Raw genomic sequence first — 22,311 nt, 5'->3', positions numbered from 1 at the left:
AGAAATGATGAATGAAACAAGAAATATTATAGCAGGTCTGGAAATCGGTAAAAGCCAGTCCCAGATTTGTTATTATGACCGCAGAGAAAAAGAACCGATTTCTGTTTCCGTAAAGGCAGGCAGCAACCAGTATCTTTTTCCCACACAGCTTTCCAAAAAGCCGGGGGAAGAGGTGTGGCACTATGGCATAGAGGCAGAATATTTTGCGCGTCAGGAGGGAGAGATTTCCCTTACCGGGCTTTTGGGGATTTTTGGAAGTACAGAAGAAGTGAGTATTGATAATAGCCTGAGAAAGCCTGCAGACCTTCTGGCAGTGTATTTAAAGGGGTGTATTTCTCTTCTTGGAATTGCAGAGCCTGCAAGGCAGATAAAGGCATTGATGCTTACAGTTCCCAGGCTTTCTGCAGATATGGTGAAAAATGTGTATCAGGCAGGCGAAAGTCTGGGATTTTCCAGAGGGCAGATTTTTCTCCAGGATTATGATGAAAGCTTTTATTACTATGTTATGAATCACCGTAAGGACAACTGGAATCGAAAAATCGGCTGGTTTCTGTTTGAGGAAAATCAGGTATCCTTTGCAAGGCTGGTGACGGATAATCAGAAGCGACCGGTTACGGCTGTGATTGAGCATGGCATTACGGCAGAACTTCCAACAGATGCAATAGAGCGGGACGAAAATTTTTACCGTCTGATTGAGCGTTCCTGTGGCACAGATACTTATTCCAGTATTTATATTGTGGGAGAGGGCTTTGACCAGGAGTGGGCAGTGCGATCCACGCCTCTTCTCTGCAGGAATCAGCGTCATGTTTTTTATGGAAATAATCTGTATGTAAAGGGCGCCTGCTACGGAGCCAGGGAAAAATGCGAGGAAGGCATATTAAAGGGGCATCTGTATCTTGGTCCTTCTCTGGTAAAACACAATGTCGCCATGGAAATGCTGGTAAACGGTTCGCCAAAAACGTACTCGCTTATAGAAGCAGGGAAAAACTGGTATGAAATTCATACGGAAATCGAACTGATTTTAGATGGCAGAGAGGATTTGGAATTTCTGGTTACTTCCATGGAGGGAACCGGAAAGACCAGATACAGCATGAAGCTGGAGGGGCTGCCCAAGCGTCCCAATAAGACTACCAGACTGCGGGTGTGCCTTTCCTATGAATCTCCGGAACTTTGCGTGATACAGGCAGAGGATTTGGGATTTGGAGATTTGTTTCCTTCAGAGGGAAAATGCTGGATAGAAAAAGTATCATGGTAAAGGAGAAAAAGACAATGAGCGGATATATTTTATGTCAGTTAAAAAGAGCAGAACTGCCCTATTATATTGAAAACATCAGCACAAATATCTATTCCATTGAAGAACTCTGTTATTATTTTTACCATAATATTTATCTTCTGGACGAAACGATTTTAAACGAGCATCTTTGTGACTGGCTGAGAAAGGAACTGGGACTTGAAAAGCTGTACCGACGGCTTTATAAGATTCTGGAGGAAAATCTGGGAACCTCGGAGTTTATTCTGGCAGTATTTAAAGAAATCAATTATCTGACCCACAGCGAGTTTAAGGAGCTGAACCAAAAGCTGACTCTCTTAAACCAACAGCCGCAGGTACTTCGGGAGAAGAAAAAGGGTGATTATCTGGTGGAGAACCGCATGTATGTCAATGCTGTGAAGATTTATGAAAATGCCCTTCAAAAAGAAGATAAGGAAGGGTTGGGAGAACAGTTTAACGGAGGTATTTATCACAACATGGGCTGTGCGTATCTGCATTTATTTCAGCTTAAGGAGGCAGCAGAATGCTTTAAAAAGGCCTATAATCTGCTTCATACAAAGCAGGTATTAAAGCATTATCTCACTGTGTGCTATATGCAGAATTCCGAAGAATTTCCCAAAATCTGCAGGGAGATAGGGGCAGAAGCAGGAGAACAGGAGGAAATTGCAGAAAGTCTGAAGGAGAGTGCGAAAAAGGCTCAAAAGGTGTCCGGGGAAGAAGCAGAGCGTCTTTTAGAGGGATTTATTCAGGATTATCACAGGAGTACAGGATTTTAAACTTGTTTTTTCAGAAGTGTTGCGATATAATCCATGTGTATTAACTGCGTGATAGATGTAGAAGAACAGAGAGGTAAATGAATATGAGTACAGACAGATATGTAAGTCCATTATCCGAACGTTATGCAAGCAGAGAAATGCAGTATATTTTTTCTCCAGATATGAAATTCCGCACCTGGAGAAAGCTTTGGATTGCTCTGGCAGAAACAGAAAAAGAGCTGGGACTGCCGATTACACAGGAGCAGATTGACGAGTTAAAGGAACATGCCGAAGATATTAACTACGAAGTGGCAAAAGAGAGAGAAAAACAGGTTCGCCACGATGTAATGTCCCATGTATATGCCTATGGCGTACAGTGCCCAAAGGCAAAGGGCATTATCCACCTGGGCGCTACAAGCTGCTATGTCGGTGACAATACTGATATTATTGTCATGACCGAAGCCCTGAAACTGGTGAGAAAAAAACTGGTGAATGTGATTGCAGAACTGGCAAAATTTGCAAAAGAGCATGAAGCACTGCCAACTCTGGCATTTACCCATTTTCAGCCTGCACAGCCTACTACAGTGGGAAAAAGAGCAACACTGTGGATACAGGAATTCCTTCTGGATTTAGAGGATTTGGAATTTGTACTCAGCACAATGAAACTGTTAGGTTCAAAAGGAACCACAGGAACACAGGCAAGTTTTCTGGAACTTTTTGACGGAGATCAGGAAACCATTGATAAGATTGACCCCATGATTGCAGAAAAAATGGGATTCAAAGAATGTTATCCTGTTTCCGGACAGACTTATTCCAGAAAAGTGGATACAAGAGTTTTGAACGTACTGGCAGGAATCGCAGCCAGCGCGCATAAATTTTCTAATGATATCCGTCTTTTACAGCACTTAAAGGAAGTGGAAGAGCCGTTTGAAAAGAGCCAGATTGGTTCCTCTGCCATGGCATACAAGAGAAATCCTATGAGAAGTGAGAGAATTGCTTCCCTTTCCCGTTTTGTCATGGTTGACGCTTTAAATCCGGCGATTACGTCTGCAACACAGTGGTTTGAGAGAACGCTGGACGATTCTGCAAATAAAAGACTCTCTGTTCCCGAAGGATTTCTTGCCATTGACGGTATTTTGGATTTGTGCTTAAACGTAGTGGACGGATTAGTGGTATATCCAAAAGTAATCGAGAAACGTTTAAGAAGCGAACTGCCGTTTATGGCTACAGAAAACATTATGATGGACGCAGTAAAAGCAGGCGGTGACCGTCAGGAACTCCATGAAAGAATCCGTGAACTTTCTATGGAAGCAGGAAAAAATGTAAAAGTAGAAGGTAAGGATAACAATCTTCTGGAACTGATTGCAGCAGACCCTGCATTTAATATGAGTCTGGAAGACCTTCAGAAGACCATGGACCCTGCAAAATATACAGGAAGGGCAGCCGTACAGGTGGAAAACTTCCTGAACAAGGTCGTAAATCCTGTATTGGAAGCAAACAAAGAACTTCTTGGAATGACAGCAGAGATTAACGTGTAAAGATATAGAAGAGAAGAGGTTGCTGCATGAAAAGCATATTGAGAGCCGTGCAGCACCCTCTTTTTCTTTTTTATCGGGAAGGAGAATTATTTTATGAAGCAAAAGAAAAACGGAAATGCCATAGCCCTTTTGCCTATTGGCGTGTTTCTGGTGATTTTTATCGGAGCAGGGATACTCTCCCATGATTTTTATACCATGCCGGCAATTGTTGGTTTTCTGATTGCCCTTATGGTGGCATTTATGCAAAACCGCAGAGTGCGCTTTGCAGATAAACTGGCAATTATTTCCAAAGGAATCGGAGAAGAAAATATTGTAACCATGTGCCTGATATTCCTGGCAGCAGGAGCTTTTTCAGGAACCATTAAAGCAGCAGGCGGTGTGGAAAGTACGGTAAATCTGGGACTGTCCATTATGCCGGCGTCCATTGCCGTGGTTGGTCTGTTTATTATCGGCTGTTTTATTTCCCTGTCCATGGGAACCTCTGTGGGAACCATTACCGCTATGGCGCCTATTGGTGTGGGGATTGCGGAAAAGACAGGCATTGCCCTGCCAATCTGTATGGGAGCCATTGTGTGTGGCGCCATGTTTGGGGATAATCTGTCCATGATCTCAGATACCACCATTGCAGCCGTGAGAACTCAGGGCTGTGAAATGAAAGATAAGTTTAAGGAAAACTTTTTAATTGTGCTTCCGGCAGCTGTTCTGACAGCCATTTTGTTCTTTTTCCTGGCAAGAGGAGGTGCGGGAAATATAGACAAAGATTTGGAATACCAGATTATCAGAGTCGTTCCTTATCTGGTAGTGTTAATCGGAGCTTTAATCGGAATCAATGTGTTTGTGGTATTAATTGCAGGAACTGTGCTTGCAGCCATTGTAGGTGTGGGGACAGGCGCTTTTGCTTTGGGCGAGATGTTCCAGAAAATGGGAGAAGGCGTTACCAGTATGTATGATATCACCGTGATTTCTATTATTGTTGCAGCCATTGTAGCGTTGGTAAAAGAATACGGCGGTATTGATTTTATCCTGAACATGATTAAACGCAATATCAAGGGACAAAAGGGCGGAGAATTCGGAATTTCTGCGTTGGTATTTTTGGTGGACTGCTGTACAGCAAACAATACGGTAGCCATTGTTATGGCAGGACCCATTGCAAAGGAAATCAGTGAAGAGTTTGAGGTATCTCCAAGGAGAAGTGCCTCTCTTCTGGACATTTTTGCTTCTGTGGGACAGGGGTTGATTCCGTATGGCGCACAGCTTCTGACTGCAGCAGGACTGGCGTCCCTGTCACCTGTGCAGATTATGCCGTATCTGTTTTACCCGATTCTCATGGGAATCAGCGCGGTACTGTTTATTCTTTTCAGGAGAAGATAAAATTTTTACTTTATTTCTGAAAAAAAATGGTGTATGATACTGTAGTAATTGAAAAGAGTGCAACCTTACAGGAGGAATAAGATATGGTAAAAGCAGTAGTTGGGGCAAACTGGGGAGATGAAGGCAAAGGCAAAATTACAGATATGCTGGCGCAGAACGCAGATATTGTCGTACGGTTTCAGGGCGGTGCAAATGCAGGGCATACAATCGTAAATGATTATGGAAAATTTGCACTTCACACACTTCCTTCCGGTGTTTTTAACGACCATACCACCAGTATTATCGGAAACGGTGTGGCATTGAATATCCCGGTACTGTTTAAAGAGATTCAGTCTATTGTGGAAAAGGGAGTGCCTATGCCGGATATCAAGGTATCAGACCGCGCGCAGATTGTCATGTCTTATCACATTAAATTTGATGAGTATGAGGAAGAGCGTCTGGCAGGGAAATCCTTTGGTTCTACCAAATCAGGAATCGCACCGTTTTATTCAGATAAATTTGCAAAAATCGGTTTCCAGGTCAGCGAGCTGTTTGAGGACGAAGCTGCTCTGAGGGAGAAAGCAGAAAATATTTGTGACAAGAAAAATGTGTTACTGGAGCATTTGTATCACAAACCGCTTTTAAAGGCTGAGGATATTGTGAAAGAGCTGATGCAGTACAAGGAGATGATTGCACCGTATGTCTGCGATGTTTCTCTTCTTCTGTGGAACGCTATAAAAGAGGGCAAAGAGATTTTGCTGGAGGGACAGTTGGGCTCTTTAAAAGACCCGGATCACGGTATTTATCCGATGGTTACTTCTTCCTCTACCCTGGCTGCTTATGGTGCAGTAGGCGCAGGAGTGCCTCCTTATGAAATCAAGAAGATTATTACTGTGTGCAAGGCATATTCCAGCGCAGTAGGCGCAGGGGCTTTTGTGTCTGAAATTTTTGGTGAGGAAGCAGACGAATTAAGGCGCAGAGGCGGCGATGGCGGAGAGTATGGAGCAACCACAGGACGTCCAAGACGTATGGGCTGGTTTGACTGTGTGGCTTCCAGATACGGCTGCCGTATTCAGGGTACCACGGACGTGGCGTTTACGGTTCTGGACGTGCTGGGTTATTTAGATGAAATTCCCGTATGTGTGGGATATGAAATTGACGGTGAAATCACCACAGAATTTCCTACTACCCATCTTCTGGAAAAGGCAAAACCGGTATTAGAGGTGCTGCCGGGCTGGAAGTGCGATATCAGGGGCATTAAAAAATATGAGGACTTACCGGAGAACTGCCGCAAATATATTGAATTTGTGGAAGAAAAGCTGGGATTCCCCATTACCATGGTTTCCAATGGACCGGGCAGAGAGGATATTATTTACAGATAGGGAAAAGAAAGGGGCTGTTTTGGGAACAGCCTCTTTTTTAGGAGAGGGATTATGAAAGAACTTGATTTAAGTGGAATTGGAGAAAAAATCAGTAAGATTCGTAAAGAAAAAGGGCTTACATTAAAAGATATGGTGGAGTATACAGGATTGTCGGCCGGATATTTGAGCAACTTGGAAACAGGAAAGACAAGCCCTACCTTGGAAAATCTTCATATGGTTACTTCCTCCCTGGGTATAGACTTAATAGAACTTTTAACTTCCGAAGGGAGAAAAAAGCAGGTTTTGCGAGCTGAAGAAGTGCGTATACACAGATACGAGGATTACAATATGGAGGTTCGTCTTATTGATTTTGGGTATGATGCCCAGATTTATGAGGTGCTGACCATTTGGCCTGGAGAAATTCGGTTAGGTCCTCTTTCCAGACATTTGTATTCGGAAACTTGTACGGTTTTGGAAGGGGAGCTATCTTTAGAGCTAGAAGAGAAAATATACAAATTGCACAAATTTGATTCTGTGTATATTCCAGAGAAGACAGCTCATCGTATATGGAATGATTCCGATGAAAAGGTAGTAACATACTGGGTTTATCAGAAAAAATAGTAAATAGAACAGTGGAACAAAAAAAGATTCCGTAAAGGGGTCTTTTTTTTGCTTTTTTGTTAAAAATGATAATAATGGGAAAAAAAATAATAATTTATTGACAGTATGCACAACAAGAGTTATAATGCTCTCATGAATTCATTTAAATGAAAAATAATTCATAATTATGAAAATAAAAGGGAGAGAAAAATGAATGAAAGGATAAATTTTAGAGAAGACAAAAGATTTCTGGGGCATCCTATGGGACTGGGGACAATTTCTTTTATGACATTGTGCCAGGGCTTTGCCAATTACGGAATGAGTGCTATTTTAATTTATTATCTGTATGCGGATATGGCAGCTGGAGGATTGGGATTTTCCCAGGCAAACGCAGCACAATTCATATCTCTTTACAGCACTTTATCATTCCTTTGCGGAATTTTAGGAAGTTATATGGCAGACCGTTTTATAGGTATTCGAAAAGCCATTCGAATTGGATTTTTTATTAAAACGTTGGGATATGTGTTACTGGTTGTTCCTACAGGCGGAATTCCTCTTTACCTTGGAAGTCAGTTTTTGCTGTTGATGTCTGGTGCGGCTATGGGAAACAGTTTGGACGCATTAACCGGAAAGCTTTATGAAAAGGGCGATACCAGAAGAGATAGTGGTTATTCCATACTCTATATTATGAATAATGTAGGAGCTATAGCTCCAGTCATTACGGGAACGATTGCACAGATACTGGGATATCATATTGGATTTCTGTTTGCAGCGATTTTGCAGGCGTTGGGATTTCTCATTTATCTGCTTACAGAAAAGAAGCTTTACGGAAATGTAGGCACAGAACCAGATGACCAGGTTTCCCAGGAAGAGAAGAGAAAGCTGATTTTTAAATTAGTGTCAGGTTTGGGAATCCTTGTATTGCTTATTCTGACTTTGTTTTATACAGGCATATTTACGCCAACCTCTTTTGCCAATACAGTCAGTACCATTGCTATTTTCATTCCTATTGTTTACTTGGTATATATTGGAAAAAGCAAAAAAATAACAAAAGAAGACAGAATAAAGTTAAAAATGTTTTTTGTTTTGTTTCTCTGTAACAGTCTGGCTATGATGGTATGGAATCAGTCTACAGGAATTCTGGCAGTTTATGCGCAGAGAGGGTAAATCTTAATATCTTCGGCATCGAGCTTACACCTGCAGCCTTCCAGACAGTGCCTGCAGTATACGCAGTAATTTTAGGAATAGCAGTCAGTGCTTTATGGATTCGTCTTGGAAAGAAACAGCCGGACACACCTTTGAAATTTGGAATAGGAACAGTTTTGTGGGGAGCAGGACCTTTATTTATGATAATTCCGTTTGTGATGTTTACAAAGGAAACAAAGGTCAGTCCTTTATGGCTTTTGATTTTTTATCTGTTTATTATTGCCGGTGAAGCAATTACCAGTCCCACAGGACCTTCCTGTACAGCAGCCATTGCCCCGAAAGCGTTTACTGTTCAGATGTTTACTATCTGGAAATTAAGTCAGTCTACAGGAGCAGGACTTAGTACTTTGGCCGTAAACTTTTATAAGGAAGGAGCAGAGGCAGGATATTTTCTGGGAATCGGTTTGATTACCTGTATTGTGGGAATGGCCGTATGTTTCAGCCACAAAGCAATTTCTGTCAAAATGCTCATGGGAAAGAAGGAATCCGTATGAATTATCAAAAAAGAGTAGAAAAAATACAAAAAAAATTTTTGGAAGATGGGCTCGACGCACTTCTTCTGACAAGGGGAACCGATATTCGTTATCTCAGTGGATTTACAGGAGAGGATAAAGTAGCTGTTCTGGTACTTACAGAGAAAAAACAGTTTTTTATTACAGATGGGAGATTTACAAATCAGGCAGCTATGGAAACAGAAAATTGGGAGATTCTTCTTTGGAGGTCAGGAAGTAGCCTTTACAAAGAAACCGGATTATTACTGCATCAGTTGCAAATAAAAAGGGCGGCAGTAGATATTTATGATATTTCCCATGGAAGCTATCAAGAGCTTTCACAGGTCTGGGAAGGCAGTCTTGAGTTCTGTAAACCCTATGTTTCAAATCTGCGCAGGGTAAAAGAGAAAGAAGAGTTAGAGCTTATTAAACAGGCATGTAAAATTACCGAGGATTCTTTCTTAGCCTTTTTGCCTAAAGTTTCTGTGGGAATGACAGAAATGGAACTGAGAAATATATTAGAAGCAGAATTCAGAGTCAGAGGAAGCGAAGCCGTAAGCTTTGATACCATTGTAGCTTCCGGATCTGACAATGGAGGAAATCCTCACGCCAGTCTTACCGGGCGAAAGATAGAAAAGGGAGATATGATTACTGTTGATTTTGGGGCAAAATATCAGGGATATTGTTCGGATATTACCAGAACCTTTGCCGTCGGAAAACCGGACAAAAAATTGCAGGAAATTTATCAGGTGGTATATGAAGCAAAGCAGGCAGGACGAGAGCTTTTAAAGTGCGGGGTACAGGCTTCAGCAGTAGATGGCGCCATAAGAAGTGTTATTGAGCAAGCCGGATATTCATTGGTTCATGGACCGGGACATGGATTTGGGCTGGATATTCATGAAAATCCATTTTTGGGGCCTGGCAATGCATATGCCATGGAGGAAATGGTAGTACATACTTTGGAGCCGGGGATTTATGTGCCGGGACTTGGAGGAGTTCGGATAGAAGATGATTATCTCATACAAAAAGATGGAGGGGAATGTCTGACTCCTCAGATTACAGAAGAGTTAATTATTTTATAAGGAATTATAAAAAGAAAGAATTAAGAGAAAAAAGGAGAAATGAATATGAGCAGACAACGGGAAACTTCAGAAATCAGTCCGGAAAATCAGGCAGTTTTAAATGACAGAGCTTTTTTCGGACACCCTAAGGGAGTAGGAGCCTTAGCTTTTGGTAACCTTTGTAATTCTTTTGCATGGGCGGCTGTCTATGCAGTATTGGTATATTATCTATATGCGCCATATACAAAGGGGCTTGGCTTTACAGAGGGACAGGCAGCGACCATGATTGCTGCCATGGGAGCAGGCAACTCCTTGTTTGTTATTATTGGAAGCTGGTTTGCAGACCGTGTGCTTGGAGCCAGAAATGCTTTAGTAGTGGGAAATATTGTGAAGGCTATTGCTTTTGGCCTGTTTGCAATTCCACCTGTAACGCTGGCTCAGGGACGTGTGTTTGCTGTTATTGGTTTAATCCTTATGGCATTGCCGGTTATGGGAGCAAGCAACAGTTCTCTTACTGGACAGATGTATGCCACTGATGATTCTGCAAGACGGGATGGTGCATATACCATTCATACAGTAGCAAATGCAATTTCCGGTGTGGTGGCTCCGGTACTGGTAGGGTTTATTGGAGAGAGTAATTATCATATTGGATTTGCTATCGGAGCAGCATGGGCATTGGCATATGCGGCTGTTATCTTCTTTACAAGAAACAAATTTTTCGGAACTATTGGGGAAAGACCTGTCAATCCTCTTACAAAAGAAGAGGCGAAAAAGGTGGGAACAGTTGCAGCCATTGTACTGTTAATTGGGGGTGTGATTATTGGACTCACAGTATCTACAGGGCTTTTAACCTTTGATGGTGTTATTAATGTACTGACAACAGCAGCATTTATTATTCCTATTTTATTTTTGTATAAGCTGTTTAATAACAAAAAAATCAGCACACAGGACAGAAAGAAGCTGGTACCGTTTTTAAAACTGTTCTGTGCACAGATTGTAGTGGCTACTTCAACGGTTATGATTACCTCTGCATTAGCTGTTTTCGTAGAAGCTAAGGTAAATCGCCATATGTTGGGGATTGAATTTGCACCAGCAACCTTTACTTCTATTTATAATGTGTTTGGATTGATTTTAGGACCGGTTTTTGTATTTCTATGGACCAAAACAAAAGTAGGAAAAGTATCTACCTCCAAAAAATTCAGTGCCGGTATTATGGCATACGCTTTGTCTTATATTGCCCTTACCATACCAATGATACTGGGAATTACAGAAAATATCAGTCCGGTATTTCCAATTATTTTTTACTTCCTTATGACAATGGGCGATAATATGGTTTATCCGATTGGTAACTCCATTACTGCAAAGTTATCACCAAAATCCTTTGAAACCCAGATGCAGTCCGCATGGAGTCAGAGTACATCCATTGCAAATGGAATCACTATGATATTATTGAAATTTTTTACAACCTCGGATGCACAGATGACCTTATTCCCGATTATGGCAGTTGTGCTGATTATTACAAGTGTTATTGTATTTCTTTTTTCGAATCACATTGAAAGGGATATTGCATAAAAAGGAGGGGCAATATGGGAGTGAGAATTTCAGAAGCACCGGAACCTTTGAAGATTTTGTTAATAGATACGACGCATGTGGAGATTTACTGGAATCAGGAGCTGGCGTTAAATGGGGGTATGACTTCTGCCTACCATATTCTTTATAAAGGACAGGAACTTCCTCTTCACGAACGGACAGACAGTGAGGAATGGCATGTAGGTACCGTATATGAACCGAAAAAGAAGCGGACAACCGTATCCTTAGAACAGCCGGTCGGTTCAGAGGCTGTAGAGAATATGGAAATTTGGATAGAGAAGGTGGCAAATGCCAGAGGCATGACTGTAAACAGCGATAAAAGGTATTCTGTGACATGGGAGCCTTATTACACAAAATTTTCCAAAACAGACTGTGGTATTGTTATTAAATCCAATGATAAGGTGAGTGACAGAGCGCATGAAATGGCAGTAGCAATTATGGATATCATGTTGGAAAAGCAAAAAGCAGCAGCAGAGAAAATGATAGAATTTGGTGCAGAGCTTGCTATTTATCCACTGGGAGAGGACGCTTATGATATACCGGAGCATCGAGTGGGCTGCCTTTATATGCACAGGTATGTAGAAGGATATGGCGGCGTAATAGAAAATCCGATCAGTTCTATTTCAGAAGCAAATGTACTGCGGATTTTGGAAGGAGAGCATGCTACAAAATATAGGGAAGAATTGATTTTGGCTCATGAGTTTGCTCACGGAATTCATTTAATCGGTGTAGAGCATTTAGAGGACAGAACTCTTGCAGAACAATTCAGAATCCTGTATCAGCATGCAAAAAATGCAGGAAAGTGGCCGAATACTTATGCAATCAGTAATTATGAAGAATATTTTGCAACCCTCACTACAATCTGGTTTAACGTTATGGAAGAGGGAAAAGACGGGCAGTGGGATGGTATCCGGGGACCTGTAAATACCAGAGAAGAGCTAATGCGCTATGATAGAGAGGCCTATGAATTTTTCAAGGAGTTTTATCCGGATAAAGGTTTCCCAATACCCTGGAACGAAACAAAAAATTTATACGATATAGACGGTAATGTTTATGGAAAGGAAGCTTAAAATGACAGATTTGGAAATTGTGCAAAAAGACAGAGATAGCTTATATATTGGAAATATCAGAACTGTAGAATTTGATTTGAATCTTCCGGTAAAAGGAGAGAATGGTTCCGAGATCACCTGGGAAACAGGACATGACAGAATTATCAGTACACAGGGAAAGGTTACACGACCTAAATATGGAATGGGAAGCCGCACAGTTCCTCTTACAGCAACTCTTCGCTATGGAAAAGAAAAGGCAGTGAGAGTATTTGAGGTGCGGGTACTGGAAGAGGAAAATAAGATACAGATAGACAAAGTTTTTCCAGTCCGTTTAGAGGCTGAAAAAGGAAAAGTATTTTATCTTCCTACTGCAGTTGTTATTCAGACAAAGGAGGGGAGAGTGCTTCCCCATCTTGTAGAATGGGAGAATCTGGGAGAACGTATTTATGAGAATACAGGAATTGTACAGGAGCATGGGAAGATCGCAGGGACACAGGTAGAGGTGCCGGTGACTGTAGAGGTGAAAGACTGCGTAGAGATTCAAAAAATGAGTCAGATTCCTAAAGTACAGGAAACAGATAAAAATACGGTTCTTTTTGGGGAAAGTTTTTTTGAAAAAGCACAGGGGTGGTCAGAAGAATTTTTATTAAGTGTGAATGATGACCAGATGCTTTATAATTTCAGAGCTGCCTGCGGCCTTGATACAAAAGGGGCGCCGGAGATGATAGGCTGGGACGCACCGGACAGCAATTTGAGAGGACATACAACCGGACATTATCTGTCTGGCTTGGCACTTTGCTATCGGGCAGGAAAAAAAGAAGAAATAAGAAAAAAAGCAGTCTATATGTGTGACTCCTTAAAGGAATGTCAGGAAGCGTTTTCACGCATGGAAAATATTCAGGAGGGCTTTTTAAGCGGATATGATGAAACACAATTTGACCTTTTGGAAAAATATGTACGTTATCCGGAAATATGGGCGCCTTATTATACACTTCATAAAATTTTTGCCGGTCTTTTGGACTGCTGGGAGTATGCGGAAATTCCTCAGGCACTTGAAATTGCAGATAAACTGGGGGATTGGGTGTATAATCGTCTATCCCGTCTGCCCCATCATGTGCTGATGAAAATGTGGAGCCTTTATATTGCCGGTGAGTTTGGCGGAATGAATGATGTTATGGCAAGACTGTATGGGATTACAGGAAAAGAAATACATTTAAAGGCTTCCAGAATGTTTGACAATGATAAGCTGTTTTTTCCTTTATCTCAGAAAATAGATGCGCTGGATACTTTGCATGCAAATCAGCACATTCCTCAGATTATTGGCTGTATGAAGCTTTTTGAAGTGACAGGAGAAAAGCGTTATTACGACATTTCCAGATTTTTCTGGGAAAGCGTTACCAAAGACCATATTTATGCTATCGGAGGTACCGGAGAAGGGGAAATGTTCCACGGACCGGAAGAGATAGGAAGCCTGTTAAGCAAGAATACAGCAGAAAGCTGTGCTTCCTATAATATGCTGAAACTGACAAAAGAACTCTTTAAATATGAGCCTGTAAGTTCTTATATGGATTATTATGAAAGAACTATGTTTAATCATATTGCTTCTTCCTGTGAGCATGCTCCTACAGGAGCCAGCACCTATTTCATGCCTTTGGCACCTGGCTTTCATAAAGAATTTGACGATGAAAATTCCTGTTGCCACGGTACTGGTCTGGAAAGCCATTTTAAATACACGGAAGCCATTTATTTTACAGACAGAAACAGTATTTATGTAAACCTTTTTATCCCTTCTGTTTTAAACTTGGAGGATATAGAAGTAAGACAGGAGATTTCGCCGTTTTTGCCTGAACAGGTAAAGATTTTTGTGAAAAGAACAGGAAACAGAGATTTAAAAATCCGCATTCCTTATTGGTGTAAGGGGGATTATCAGATAAAACTCAATGGAGAAAAGGTAGAGGCAGAAAAATTAAGCGATGGCTATTGTAAAATTTCCGGGGTAGAGAACAGTGAGATAGAACTTGCCTTTTCCTGTACGCTGAGGCTGGAGAGGACGCCGGATAAACCGGAGGTGGCAGCTCTATGTTATGGCCCGTATGTGTTGGCGGCGCTTACAGAAGAGGAAGACTTTTTACATCTGTGTTTGACAGAGGAAAATCTGGAGAATATGGTGAGAAAAGAAGAAAATCTGCACTTTATTTGTGGAAAAACTGTTTTTGTACCTCTATATAGCATTTGCCATGAGAGATATCAGGTATATTTTAAAATTTGATATAGAGCTATCAGAAAAAGCGGTGGAATCGGAAGTATTTCGGTTTTGCCGTTTTTTTCATAAAAGGTTGCCTGCCCTTCCCGGATATGATATATTGTAAGAACAAATGTTTTGACTTACATATGGAGGAGAAGAAAAACATGAGTATTTACGATACATTAAATCAGGAACAGCAGACAGCTGTTTTTCATACAGAAGGACCGGTGTTAATTCTGGCAGGAGCAGGCTCGGGAAAGACCAGAGTGCTGACCCACAGAATCGCTTATTTAATAGAAGAAAAGGGTGTAAATCCCTGGAATATTATGGCAATTACTTTTACCAATAAGGCAGCAGGAGAGATGCGGGAGCGTGTAGACAAAATTGTGGGATTTGGATCAGAGAGTATCTGGGTTTCCACCTTTCACTCCAGTTGTGTGAGAATGCTGCGCCGGTTTATTGACCGTCTGGGTTATGACACAAATTTTACCATTTACGATACCGATGACCAGAAGACCCTGATGAAGGATATCTGCAAGCGTCTGGATATTGATACAAAGGTGTATAAGGAACGGGCGATTCTGGCAGCGATTTCTTCTGCAAAGGACGAGTTGATAAGCCCGGAAGAATATGAAATTAATGTGATGTCTGATTTTTCCAAGAGGAAGATTGCTCTGGCCTACAAGGAATATCAGAAGGAGCTGAAGAAAAATAATGCTCTGGATTTTGATGATCTGATTGTGAAAACCGTAGAACTTTTCCGTTCCTGCCCGGACGTGCTGGAATATTTTCAGGACCGTTTTCAGTATATTATGGTGGACGAATATCAGGATACCAATACCGCGCAGTTTAAATTTGTCAGCCTTCTGGCAGAAAAATACCGCAATCTCTGTGTTGTGGGTGATGATGACCAGTCTATTTATAAGTTCCGCGGGGCAAATATCGGGAATATTCTGGGATTTGAGAAAGTCTTTCCTGATGCAAAAGTGGTGCGCTTGGAACAGAATTACCGTTCCACCCAGAATATTTTAAATGCAGCAAATCAGGTGATTCAGAATAATATGGAAAGAAAGAGAAAATCTCTCTGGACAGAAAATGAAGAGGGAGAAAAGCTGCATTTTCGCCAGTTTATGAACGCCCATGAAGAGGCAGAATACATTGTGGGAGATATCAGCAAAAAGGTGCGAGAGCATGACGGGGAATATCGGGATTTTGCTATTCTTTATAGAACCAATGCCCAGTCCCGTCTGTTTGAGGAAAAATTTCTTATGGCAAATATTCCTTACAAGCTGGTAGGAGGCGTAAACTTCTATGCCAGAAAGGAAATCAAGGATTTGCTGGCATATTTAAAGACCGTGGACAATGCAAGAGATGATTTGGCAGTACGGCGAATTATCAATGTACCGAAAAGAGGAATCGGAGCCACAACTCTTGGTCGTGTACAGGACTATGCTGCAGAAAGAGGAATCAGTTTTTATGATGCGCTGAGGGAAGCAGAAAATATCTCCTCTCTGGGAAGAGCAGCTGTCAAGGTGCAGCCTTTTGTGAATTTTATTCAGAGTCTGAGAAGTAAACTGGAATATTTATCTCCTTCCGAGCTTTTGAAAGATATTATTGAAAATACAGGCTATGTGGAAGAACTGCGGGCAGAAGGAACAGAGGAAGCAGAAGCCAGAATAGAAAACATTGACGAATTGATTACCAAGGTTGTGACCTATGAAGAGGAAAATGAGGAACCTACCCTCTCCGGATTTCTGGAAGAAGTCGCTCTGGTGGCAGATATTGATTCTGTGGACGGAGATGACAATCAGGTGCTTTTGATGACCCTTCACAGCGCCAAGGGTCTGGAATTTCCTTATGTGTATCTGGCAGGCATGGAGGACGGAATTTTCCCCAGCTATATGACCATCACGGCAGATGACCCAACAGAAATAGAAGAAGAGCGCCGCCTTTGCTATGTGGGAATTACCAGAGCAATGAAAGATTTAACACTGACCTGCGCTCAGCAGCGTATGATTCGCGGGGAAACGCAGTATAATAAGGTATCCAGATTTATCAGGGAAATTCCCAGAGAACTGGTGGAACTGGGCAGAAGCTTTGAGGAAAAGAAGATAAAAGACATTCCGATGCCAAAAACTTACCGCCAGATGAAGGAAGCTTTTAAGCAGCCGGCGTTTGTGCCAAAGCAGTTTGAGGTGAAAAAAGCTTCCGGTCTGGATTATACAGTGGGGGATACGGTGAAACATCTGAAATTCGGAGTCGGTGTTGTGACAGATATCACAGAAGGCGGACGGGACTATGAAGTTACGGTAAACTTTGATAAGGCAGGAATCAAAAAAATGTTCGCTTCTTTTGCGAAATTGAAAAAAGTTTGAGAAAATCTTGAAAATTTCAAGAAGGGATAGTAAAATCTCGAGTACAGTGGTATAATAATTGCACAGAGTTTAGAGGATTAGAGTTTCAGAAAACATTTCTGGAAATTTCATAAGAGAGGAAGGTGCAGATTATGAATCGTATTGAAGATTTAATTACAGCATTACAGAAAAAAGAGGAAGAAAAGAATAAAAATACCGTATTGTGGTACTGGCAATTATCGGTGCAGTGGCAGCCGTTGCCGGAATCGCATACGCGGTTTACCGTTTCTTTACTCCGGACTATCTGGAAGATTTTGAAGAAGATTTTGATGATGACTTCGATGATTACTTTGAAGATGAGGACGAAGAGGAAAAGTAAAAATGCAAAAGAAATAGGAACTTCGGGAAACCGGGGTTTCTTTTTCTGTACCACAAGAATCAGGAAAGGAAGAACAAGGTGAAAAAAGGTGAAGTTTATGAGGGAATCATTGAGCGGGTTGATTTCCCTAATAAAGGCAGAGTGCAGGTAGAAGACAGAATCGTAACCGTAAAAAACGGTATGCCGGGACAGAAAATTCGGTTTCAGATTAATAAGAAAAAGGGAACACGACTGGAGGGAAGACTTTTAGAAGTTCTGGAAAAATCCCCTCTGGAAAGCAGAGAACCTGTATGCAGTATTTTTCCTGCCTGTGGAGGCTGTATGTATCAGACCATGTCTTATGAAAGCCAGCTTCAGATGAAGGCAGAGCAGATTAAGAGCCTGATAGATACGGCTGTGCTGCAGAGCGGACAGACAGACGGGCAGGGAAATCCGGATTATGTATTTGAAGGAATTAAGGGAAGTCCCCAGGAGTTTGCTTACCGCAACAAAATGGAATTTTCCTTTGGCGATGAATATAAGGATGGCCCCCTGTCCCTGGGACTGCACAAAAAGGGCAGCACCTATGACGTGTTAAATGCCTGTGACTGCAAGCTGGTGCATGAGGATATGACAAAAATCCTGACCTGTGTACTGGAATATTGCAGGGAAAAGGGCTATTCCTATTATCACAAAATGCAGCATATGGGCTTTTTGCGTCACCTGCTTTTAAGGAGAGGAAATACAACCGGAGAAATTCTGGTGAATCTGGTGACAACCAGTCAGGAGGAAACCGATTTTGCAGAATTAAAGGAGCGTCTGCTGTCTTTGAAGCTGGAAGGAAAAATTGTGGGATTCCTTCATATTATTAATGATGCGCTTTCTGATGTGGTGAAAAGTGATGAAACCAGAGTGCTTTACGGAAAGGATTATTTCTATGAGGAGATTCTGGGGCTGAAGTTTAAGATTACTCCATTCTCCTTTTTCCAGCCAAATTCCTATGGGGCAGAGGTGCTTTATGAAACTGCCAGAGAATATATTGGCAATACAAAGGATATGACTGTGTTCGACCTGTACAGCGGCACTGGAACCATTTCCCAGATACTGGCTGCTGTGGCAAAGGAAGTCATTGGCGTGGAAATCGTGGAAGAGGCTGTAGTGGCAGCCGGAGAAAATGCAAAGCTCAATGGTATTGAAAACTGTCGATTCCTTGCAGGGGACGTGCTGAAGGTACTGGATACCATTAAAGAAAAGCCGGATTTCATTGTGCTGGATCCGCCAAGGGACGGCATTCACCCCAAGGCGCTGCCGAAGATTATTGATTACGGAGTAGATAAGCTGGTGTACATTTCCTGTAAGCCTACCAGCCTGGCGAGAGATTTGGAGATGTTCCTGGGAAGAGGTTACCGAGTAGAAAAAGTATGTTGCGTAGACCAATTTGGTCAGACCGTACATGTTGAGACGGTTGTCAAGTTGGTTAGAAAAACTCCCGACGCATATATCGACATTACCGTGGATATGGCAGAACTGGATTTGACTGCTTCGGAGGCCAAAGGCAACCTATCAGAAAATTAAGGATTACATTAAGGAAAAGTATGATGTGAAGGTGTCTTCGCTGTATATTGCTCAGACAAAGCAAAAGTATGGAATTATCGAAAGAGAGAATTACAATACGGTAAAGTCTGAAAATGCGAAACAGCCACAGTGTCCGCCGGAGAAAGAAAAGTTGATTGAGGAAGCGTTGCGGCATTTTAAGATGATTTCATAGAAGAGGAGGATGTCTATGAGCAAACTGATAGCAAAAGAATATAAGAGATTTGAAGATATTAAACGAGTGCGTAAAGACGGTTCCGAGTATTGGAGTGCAAGGGAACTTGCTTTGGCACTTGATTATACACAGTGGAGAAATTTTCAAAAAGTGATTCATCGTGCTATGGTTGCTTGTGAGAATAGTGGGCATGACAGTTCCAGCGATTTTGCTGAGGTCAGCAAAATCGTAGATGCAGGTGCAACGTCGAAGCCGGTATTGGATTATGAATTGACGAGATATGCCTGTTATTTGATTGTGCAGAATGGCGATCCAAGAAAAGAAGTGATTGCATTGGGACAAACTTATTTTGCAATTCAAACATACCGTCAGGAAGTGGCAGACCATTTCAATGAACTTAGCGAGGATAATCGCAGGCTTGTGGTACGAGGCGATATTAAACAATGGAATCAGATGCTGGCGGAAACTGCACATAAAGCAGGTGTGATTACGAATGAAGAATTTGCAATTTTTCAAAATGCAGGCTATATGGGAAGTACTGAGTTGATTGCCAACCTGTTTCGTATTTCTCAGACAGAAGAAAAATTGCGTAAAGATGAAGTGGAAGATGCGAAAACTGCCACATCTGTTCACTATTCCGTAGGTCATGAAGTGCGTACTGCCATTGCAAAAATCGGAGGCACAATGCCGGAAGATTTGCCTATACCTGAAAAGAGCATTCAACAGATTGAAAAAGAGCAGATGGCACGATTAAAAGCAAAAGCGAAGAATGGGAAATTGATGTTGGACGAATAAAATTCACACATTGGTAAGAACTAAAATCCTCTCGTAAAATGATAATAAATCAAATTATAGGAGGATTTTTTATGATGGCACTATTTGAACAACAGGGAGGTACTTATCAAAAGAAGGGGGATTATTTTATACCTTGTGTGGTAACTAAAAAAAAGAAGGAAGTGCATATCGGGGTATGGGCAAACCGTCATCGACAGTATCTTAAACAATTTCATAGAGTACGATATTACAATCTTTTGACCTGACAAGAAAAATAGCAAAAGCCATCAATACCTCTGTGGGTATGGGTGGCTTTGCTTCTTCTCTATTCGGTTTGTTCCCCGCTTACAATTTCTCCTTCCCAGTCTATAATTCCCCCAAACTCCAGTACCTGACTGTATCCAAGCTTCGCCAGTTTTTCTGCAGCCTGTCTGCTTCGATTGCCGCTTCTGCAGTAGACGAGGATTTTTTGGTCTTTATCCGGCAGTTCCTTTGGGCTTTCCTTAGTTGTAATACTTTCGTTTGGGATACATACGGCTCCCGGAATATGTCCCTGTGCAAATTCTTCAGGGGTTCGCACATCTAAAAGAATATATTCCTCCTCTGTTTCCAGAATTTCTGCGGCCTCTGACTGAGAAATTTGTTTATAATTCTGCTTTGGGGTATCTTCAGAAGATGCACACCCTGAGAGGAGAAACAGGGAACCGAAAAGTAAAAATAACAGGTTTTTCATGTGGTTTTCTCCTTATGCCCTATACTCTTGCCATGCCGTCTACACTCAGCACAACGCCTGTGATGTAGGAGGCTTCGTCTGATGCCAGGAAGACAAAGGCATTGGCAATATCTTCAGGCTGTCCCAGTCTTCTCAGTGGAATCTGAGCAATCATAGGGTCAATAACTTCCTTTGGAACGGATTTCATCATATCTGTTTCCGTAATGCCCGGTGCAACGGCATTGACACGAATCCCCTTTGGACCCAGTTCTCTTGCCAGAGAAACGGTCAGTCCGTTTACGGCAAACTTAGAGGTTGGATAAGCAATACCGCTGGGCTGTCCGTAAATGCTTACCATGGAGGAGGTTGTGAGGATAACGCCTTTTTTTCTGGCAACCATACATTCAGAAGCTGCCTTGGTGGCATTGAAAACACCTTTTACGTTTAAATCCATAACCTGGTCAAACATTTCCTCAGTGTAATCGGTAAATAAGGTACTTTCAGAAACACCGGCATTGTTTACCAGAATATCCACACAGCCATATTGTGAAGTCACTCTTTTAAATTCTTCTCTTACCTCTTTTAAATTGCTTAAATCCGGGCTGATACCTGCTACTGTAGAATCCGGGTATTTTTCTTTTAACTGCAAAACCGCTTTCTGTGCAGTCTGTGAGCTGCTGGCCGTAAGAATCACCACTGCGCCTTCTCTTAAAAATGCATCTGCGGTGGCATAGCCGATACCGCGGCTTCCCCCTGTAATAATTGCTACTTTATCTTTTAATCTCATAATGTTCCGCCTTTCGTTTCAAATTTATGACCTTAGTATATCCTGTTTTTTTCTTTTCTTCTGTGACGAAATCACAATTCCGTAAAGAAAAGAAGATATAGCTATATAATGGGAACAGAACCGGGCGTTTTCAGGTTCCGAAAGGCAGAGGGCGTACACCCTCGATAATGTTTAAATTGCCGGATAAAGTAGCTGATATTTTCAAAACCTGTATTTAAAGCAACTTCTGTGATGGGAAGGCTGCTTTTTAAAAGCAGGGCAGCCGCCTGGTTTATGCGGTACTCATTCAAATAGGAAAAAGGAGTTTTGCCAACTTTTTCTTTGAAAAATTTGCAAAAATAGTTTTTATTCATGTGTAAGATTCCGGAAAGCTGTTCCAATGTGATTTTTTCCATATAATGCTCCTCCATATAGGAAAAAACAGGCTTCAGGGAATAGCGCAGAAGCTCTTCCTGAGTATGGGAAGGTGTTTCTGCATTGAGAAAAGCCCGGTTGGAAAACAGCGCCTCTAAGATTTGCAAAAGGGCAATCTTTATAGTCAGAGGGCGGCAGGGAGCATCTCCATTTCCGTAGCACAAAGCGGCTTTTTGTATGTTTTGCCCAATAACTGCCGTACATGCGGGGGAGAGTTTATCCCCAAAGGGAAAACGGAGTTTGCCACAGAGCAGAGGCGTTAAAAATTCATTTTGGCAGATATCATATCTGGCGAAGCTTAGAAATTCCAGTGGAAAGAGCAGCGCATAGTGATGAGAACAGAGGCTGTCCCCCAAAAACGCCGTGGACCGTTCCCGGATTAATAAAATAAACATGCCCTGCCTGCAGGGGATAGGTTTCTGTTTCTGTGTGTAAAAGAAGTCTGCCCTCTGTAACATAGAGAAATTCTACCTCCTCGTGCCAGTGATAAGGGGCAAAATATTGTCCACAGGTGTCTTTTTGTGAAAAAGCCTGAAAAGGAAAGTAGGGGGTTCCATGACGTTCCTCCTCCTGAATGTTAATTTTATTCATAATAGTCTTTTGTTCTCCTTAAAAATCCCATAGAATT

At 41.8% G+C, this 22,311-nt stretch carries 21 protein-coding genes and 1 pseudogene; 18 read left to right on the top strand and 4 right to left on the bottom strand.

The window, feature by feature from the left end; all coding sequences use genetic code 11:
- Positions 1–4: 4 nt before the first annotated feature.
- The 18 genes and pseudogenes from DQQ01_RS11945 (at position 5) to DQQ01_RS11870 (ending at position 20,036) form a co-directional block, all read left to right on the top strand.
- Positions 5–1,255 (top strand): DUF5716 family protein, encoded by a 1,251-nt coding sequence (locus DQQ01_RS11945; RefSeq protein WP_242980365.1) that lies wholly within the window; start codon positions 5–7, stop codon positions 1,253–1,255.
- Positions 1,256–1,269: 14 nt separating this feature from the next.
- Positions 1,270–2,046 (top strand): hypothetical protein, encoded by a 777-nt coding sequence (locus DQQ01_RS11940; RefSeq protein ID WP_111920930.1) that lies wholly within the window; start codon positions 1,270–1,272, stop codon positions 2,044–2,046.
- Positions 2,047–2,129: 83 nt separating this feature from the next.
- A complete protein-coding gene (purB, locus tag DQQ01_RS11935; protein WP_111920221.1) occupies positions 2,130–3,563 on the top strand; it encodes an adenylosuccinate lyase in 1,434 nt (477 codons plus the stop codon).
- Positions 3,564–3,656: 93 nt separating this feature from the next.
- Positions 3,657–4,934: a Na+/H+ antiporter NhaC family protein gene (locus DQQ01_RS11930; protein WP_111920220.1), complete on the top strand. Its 1,278-nt coding sequence runs from the start codon at positions 3,657–3,659 to the stop codon at positions 4,932–4,934.
- Positions 4,935–5,017: 83 nt separating this feature from the next.
- On the top strand, positions 5,018–6,295 hold the full coding sequence (locus DQQ01_RS11925) for an adenylosuccinate synthase (protein WP_111920219.1): 1,278 nt from the start codon (positions 5,018–5,020) through the stop codon (positions 6,293–6,295).
- Positions 6,296–6,346: 51 nt separating this feature from the next.
- Complete coding sequence (locus DQQ01_RS11920) at positions 6,347–6,895, top strand: helix-turn-helix domain-containing protein (protein WP_111920218.1); 549 nt, start codon at positions 6,347–6,349, stop codon at positions 6,893–6,895.
- Positions 6,896–7,084: 189 nt separating this feature from the next.
- Positions 7,085–8,041: an oligopeptide:H+ symporter gene (locus DQQ01_RS16660; RefSeq protein ID WP_242980364.1), complete on the top strand. Its 957-nt coding sequence runs from the start codon at positions 7,085–7,087 to the stop codon at positions 8,039–8,041.
- Entirely contained in the window at positions 7,993–8,574 is a 582-nt protein-coding gene (locus tag DQQ01_RS16655; protein ID WP_242980363.1) for a POT-type proton-dependent oligopeptide transporter, read from the top strand. Before DQQ01_RS16660 ends, DQQ01_RS16655 begins: the two co-directional genes overlap by 49 nt.
- Entirely contained in the window at positions 8,571–9,653 is a 1,083-nt protein-coding gene (locus tag DQQ01_RS11910; RefSeq protein ID WP_162624308.1) for a M24 family metallopeptidase, read from the top strand. The genes DQQ01_RS16655 and DQQ01_RS11910 overlap by 4 nt, the downstream gene beginning before the upstream one ends.
- A gap of 45 nt (positions 9,654–9,698) precedes the next feature.
- Positions 9,699–11,204 carry a peptide MFS transporter gene (locus tag DQQ01_RS11905; RefSeq protein ID WP_111920216.1) on the top strand — a complete coding sequence of 502 codons (1,506 nt, stop codon included), beginning with the start codon at positions 9,699–9,701 and terminating at the stop codon, positions 11,202–11,204.
- Positions 11,205–11,218: 14 nt separating this feature from the next.
- A complete protein-coding gene (locus DQQ01_RS11900) occupies positions 11,219–12,292 on the top strand; it encodes a hypothetical protein (RefSeq protein ID WP_111920215.1) in 1,074 nt (357 codons plus the stop codon).
- A 1-nt stretch (position 12,293) separates the two neighbouring features.
- Positions 12,294–14,540, top strand: coding sequence for a beta-L-arabinofuranosidase domain-containing protein (locus DQQ01_RS11895; RefSeq protein ID WP_207657625.1), 2,247 nt, complete (start codon positions 12,294–12,296; stop codon positions 14,538–14,540).
- 140 nt (positions 14,541–14,680) lie between these two features.
- Positions 14,681–16,891, top strand: coding sequence for a DNA helicase PcrA (pcrA, locus tag DQQ01_RS11890; RefSeq protein ID WP_111920213.1), 2,211 nt, complete (start codon positions 14,681–14,683; stop codon positions 16,889–16,891).
- 131 nt (positions 16,892–17,022) lie between these two features.
- Positions 17,023–17,249: pseudogene (locus tag DQQ01_RS11885) on the top strand (hypothetical protein).
- A gap of 78 nt (positions 17,250–17,327) precedes the next feature.
- The gene (gene rlmD, locus DQQ01_RS11880; protein WP_242980361.1) at positions 17,328–18,803 is read left to right on the top strand and encodes a 23S rRNA (uracil(1939)-C(5))-methyltransferase RlmD; all 1,476 of its coding nucleotides are present in this window, start codon (positions 17,328–17,330) and stop codon (positions 18,801–18,803) included.
- A gap of 25 nt (positions 18,804–18,828) precedes the next feature.
- A complete protein-coding gene (locus DQQ01_RS16650) occupies positions 18,829–18,996 on the top strand; it encodes an RNA methyltransferase (RefSeq protein ID WP_242980360.1) in 168 nt (55 codons plus the stop codon).
- Between the two features lie 15 nt (positions 18,997–19,011).
- Positions 19,012–19,791: a DNA damage-inducible protein D gene (gene dinD / locus DQQ01_RS11875; RefSeq protein WP_111920212.1), complete on the top strand. Its 780-nt coding sequence runs from the start codon at positions 19,012–19,014 to the stop codon at positions 19,789–19,791.
- Positions 19,792–19,862: 71 nt separating this feature from the next.
- On the top strand, positions 19,863–20,036 hold the full coding sequence (locus tag DQQ01_RS11870; protein WP_162624307.1) for a TnpV protein: 174 nt from the start codon (positions 19,863–19,865) through the stop codon (positions 20,034–20,036).
- 59 nt (positions 20,037–20,095) lie between these two features.
- On the opposite strand, the gene DQQ01_RS11865 is transcribed toward DQQ01_RS11870, so the two are convergent.
- The 4 genes from DQQ01_RS11865 to DQQ01_RS16645 form a co-directional block, all read right to left on the bottom strand.
- Positions 20,096–20,503, bottom strand: coding sequence for a rhodanese-like domain-containing protein (locus DQQ01_RS11865; protein WP_111920210.1), 408 nt, complete (start codon positions 20,501–20,503; stop codon positions 20,096–20,098).
- Positions 20,504–20,522: 19 nt separating this feature from the next.
- A complete protein-coding gene (locus DQQ01_RS11860) occupies positions 20,523–21,269 on the bottom strand; it encodes an SDR family NAD(P)-dependent oxidoreductase (protein WP_111920209.1) in 747 nt (248 codons plus the stop codon).
- Positions 21,270–21,370: 101 nt separating this feature from the next.
- On the bottom strand, positions 21,371–22,078 hold the full coding sequence (locus DQQ01_RS11855; protein WP_242980359.1) for a helix-turn-helix transcriptional regulator: 708 nt from the start codon (positions 22,076–22,078) through the stop codon (positions 21,371–21,373).
- Positions 21,966–22,274, bottom strand: coding sequence for a cupin domain-containing protein (locus DQQ01_RS16645; RefSeq protein WP_242980358.1), 309 nt, complete (start codon positions 22,272–22,274; stop codon positions 21,966–21,968). The genes DQQ01_RS11855 and DQQ01_RS16645 overlap by 113 nt, the downstream gene beginning before the upstream one ends.
- Positions 22,275–22,311: the final 37 nt, after the last annotated feature.

The organism is Blautia argi, from assembly GCF_003287895.1.
GTDB classification, from domain to species: domain Bacteria; phylum Bacillota; class Clostridia; order Lachnospirales; family Lachnospiraceae; genus Blautia; species Blautia argi.
Note: the sequence above shows the minus strand (reverse complement) of the source record. Positions and strands in the feature narration are given on the sequence as shown.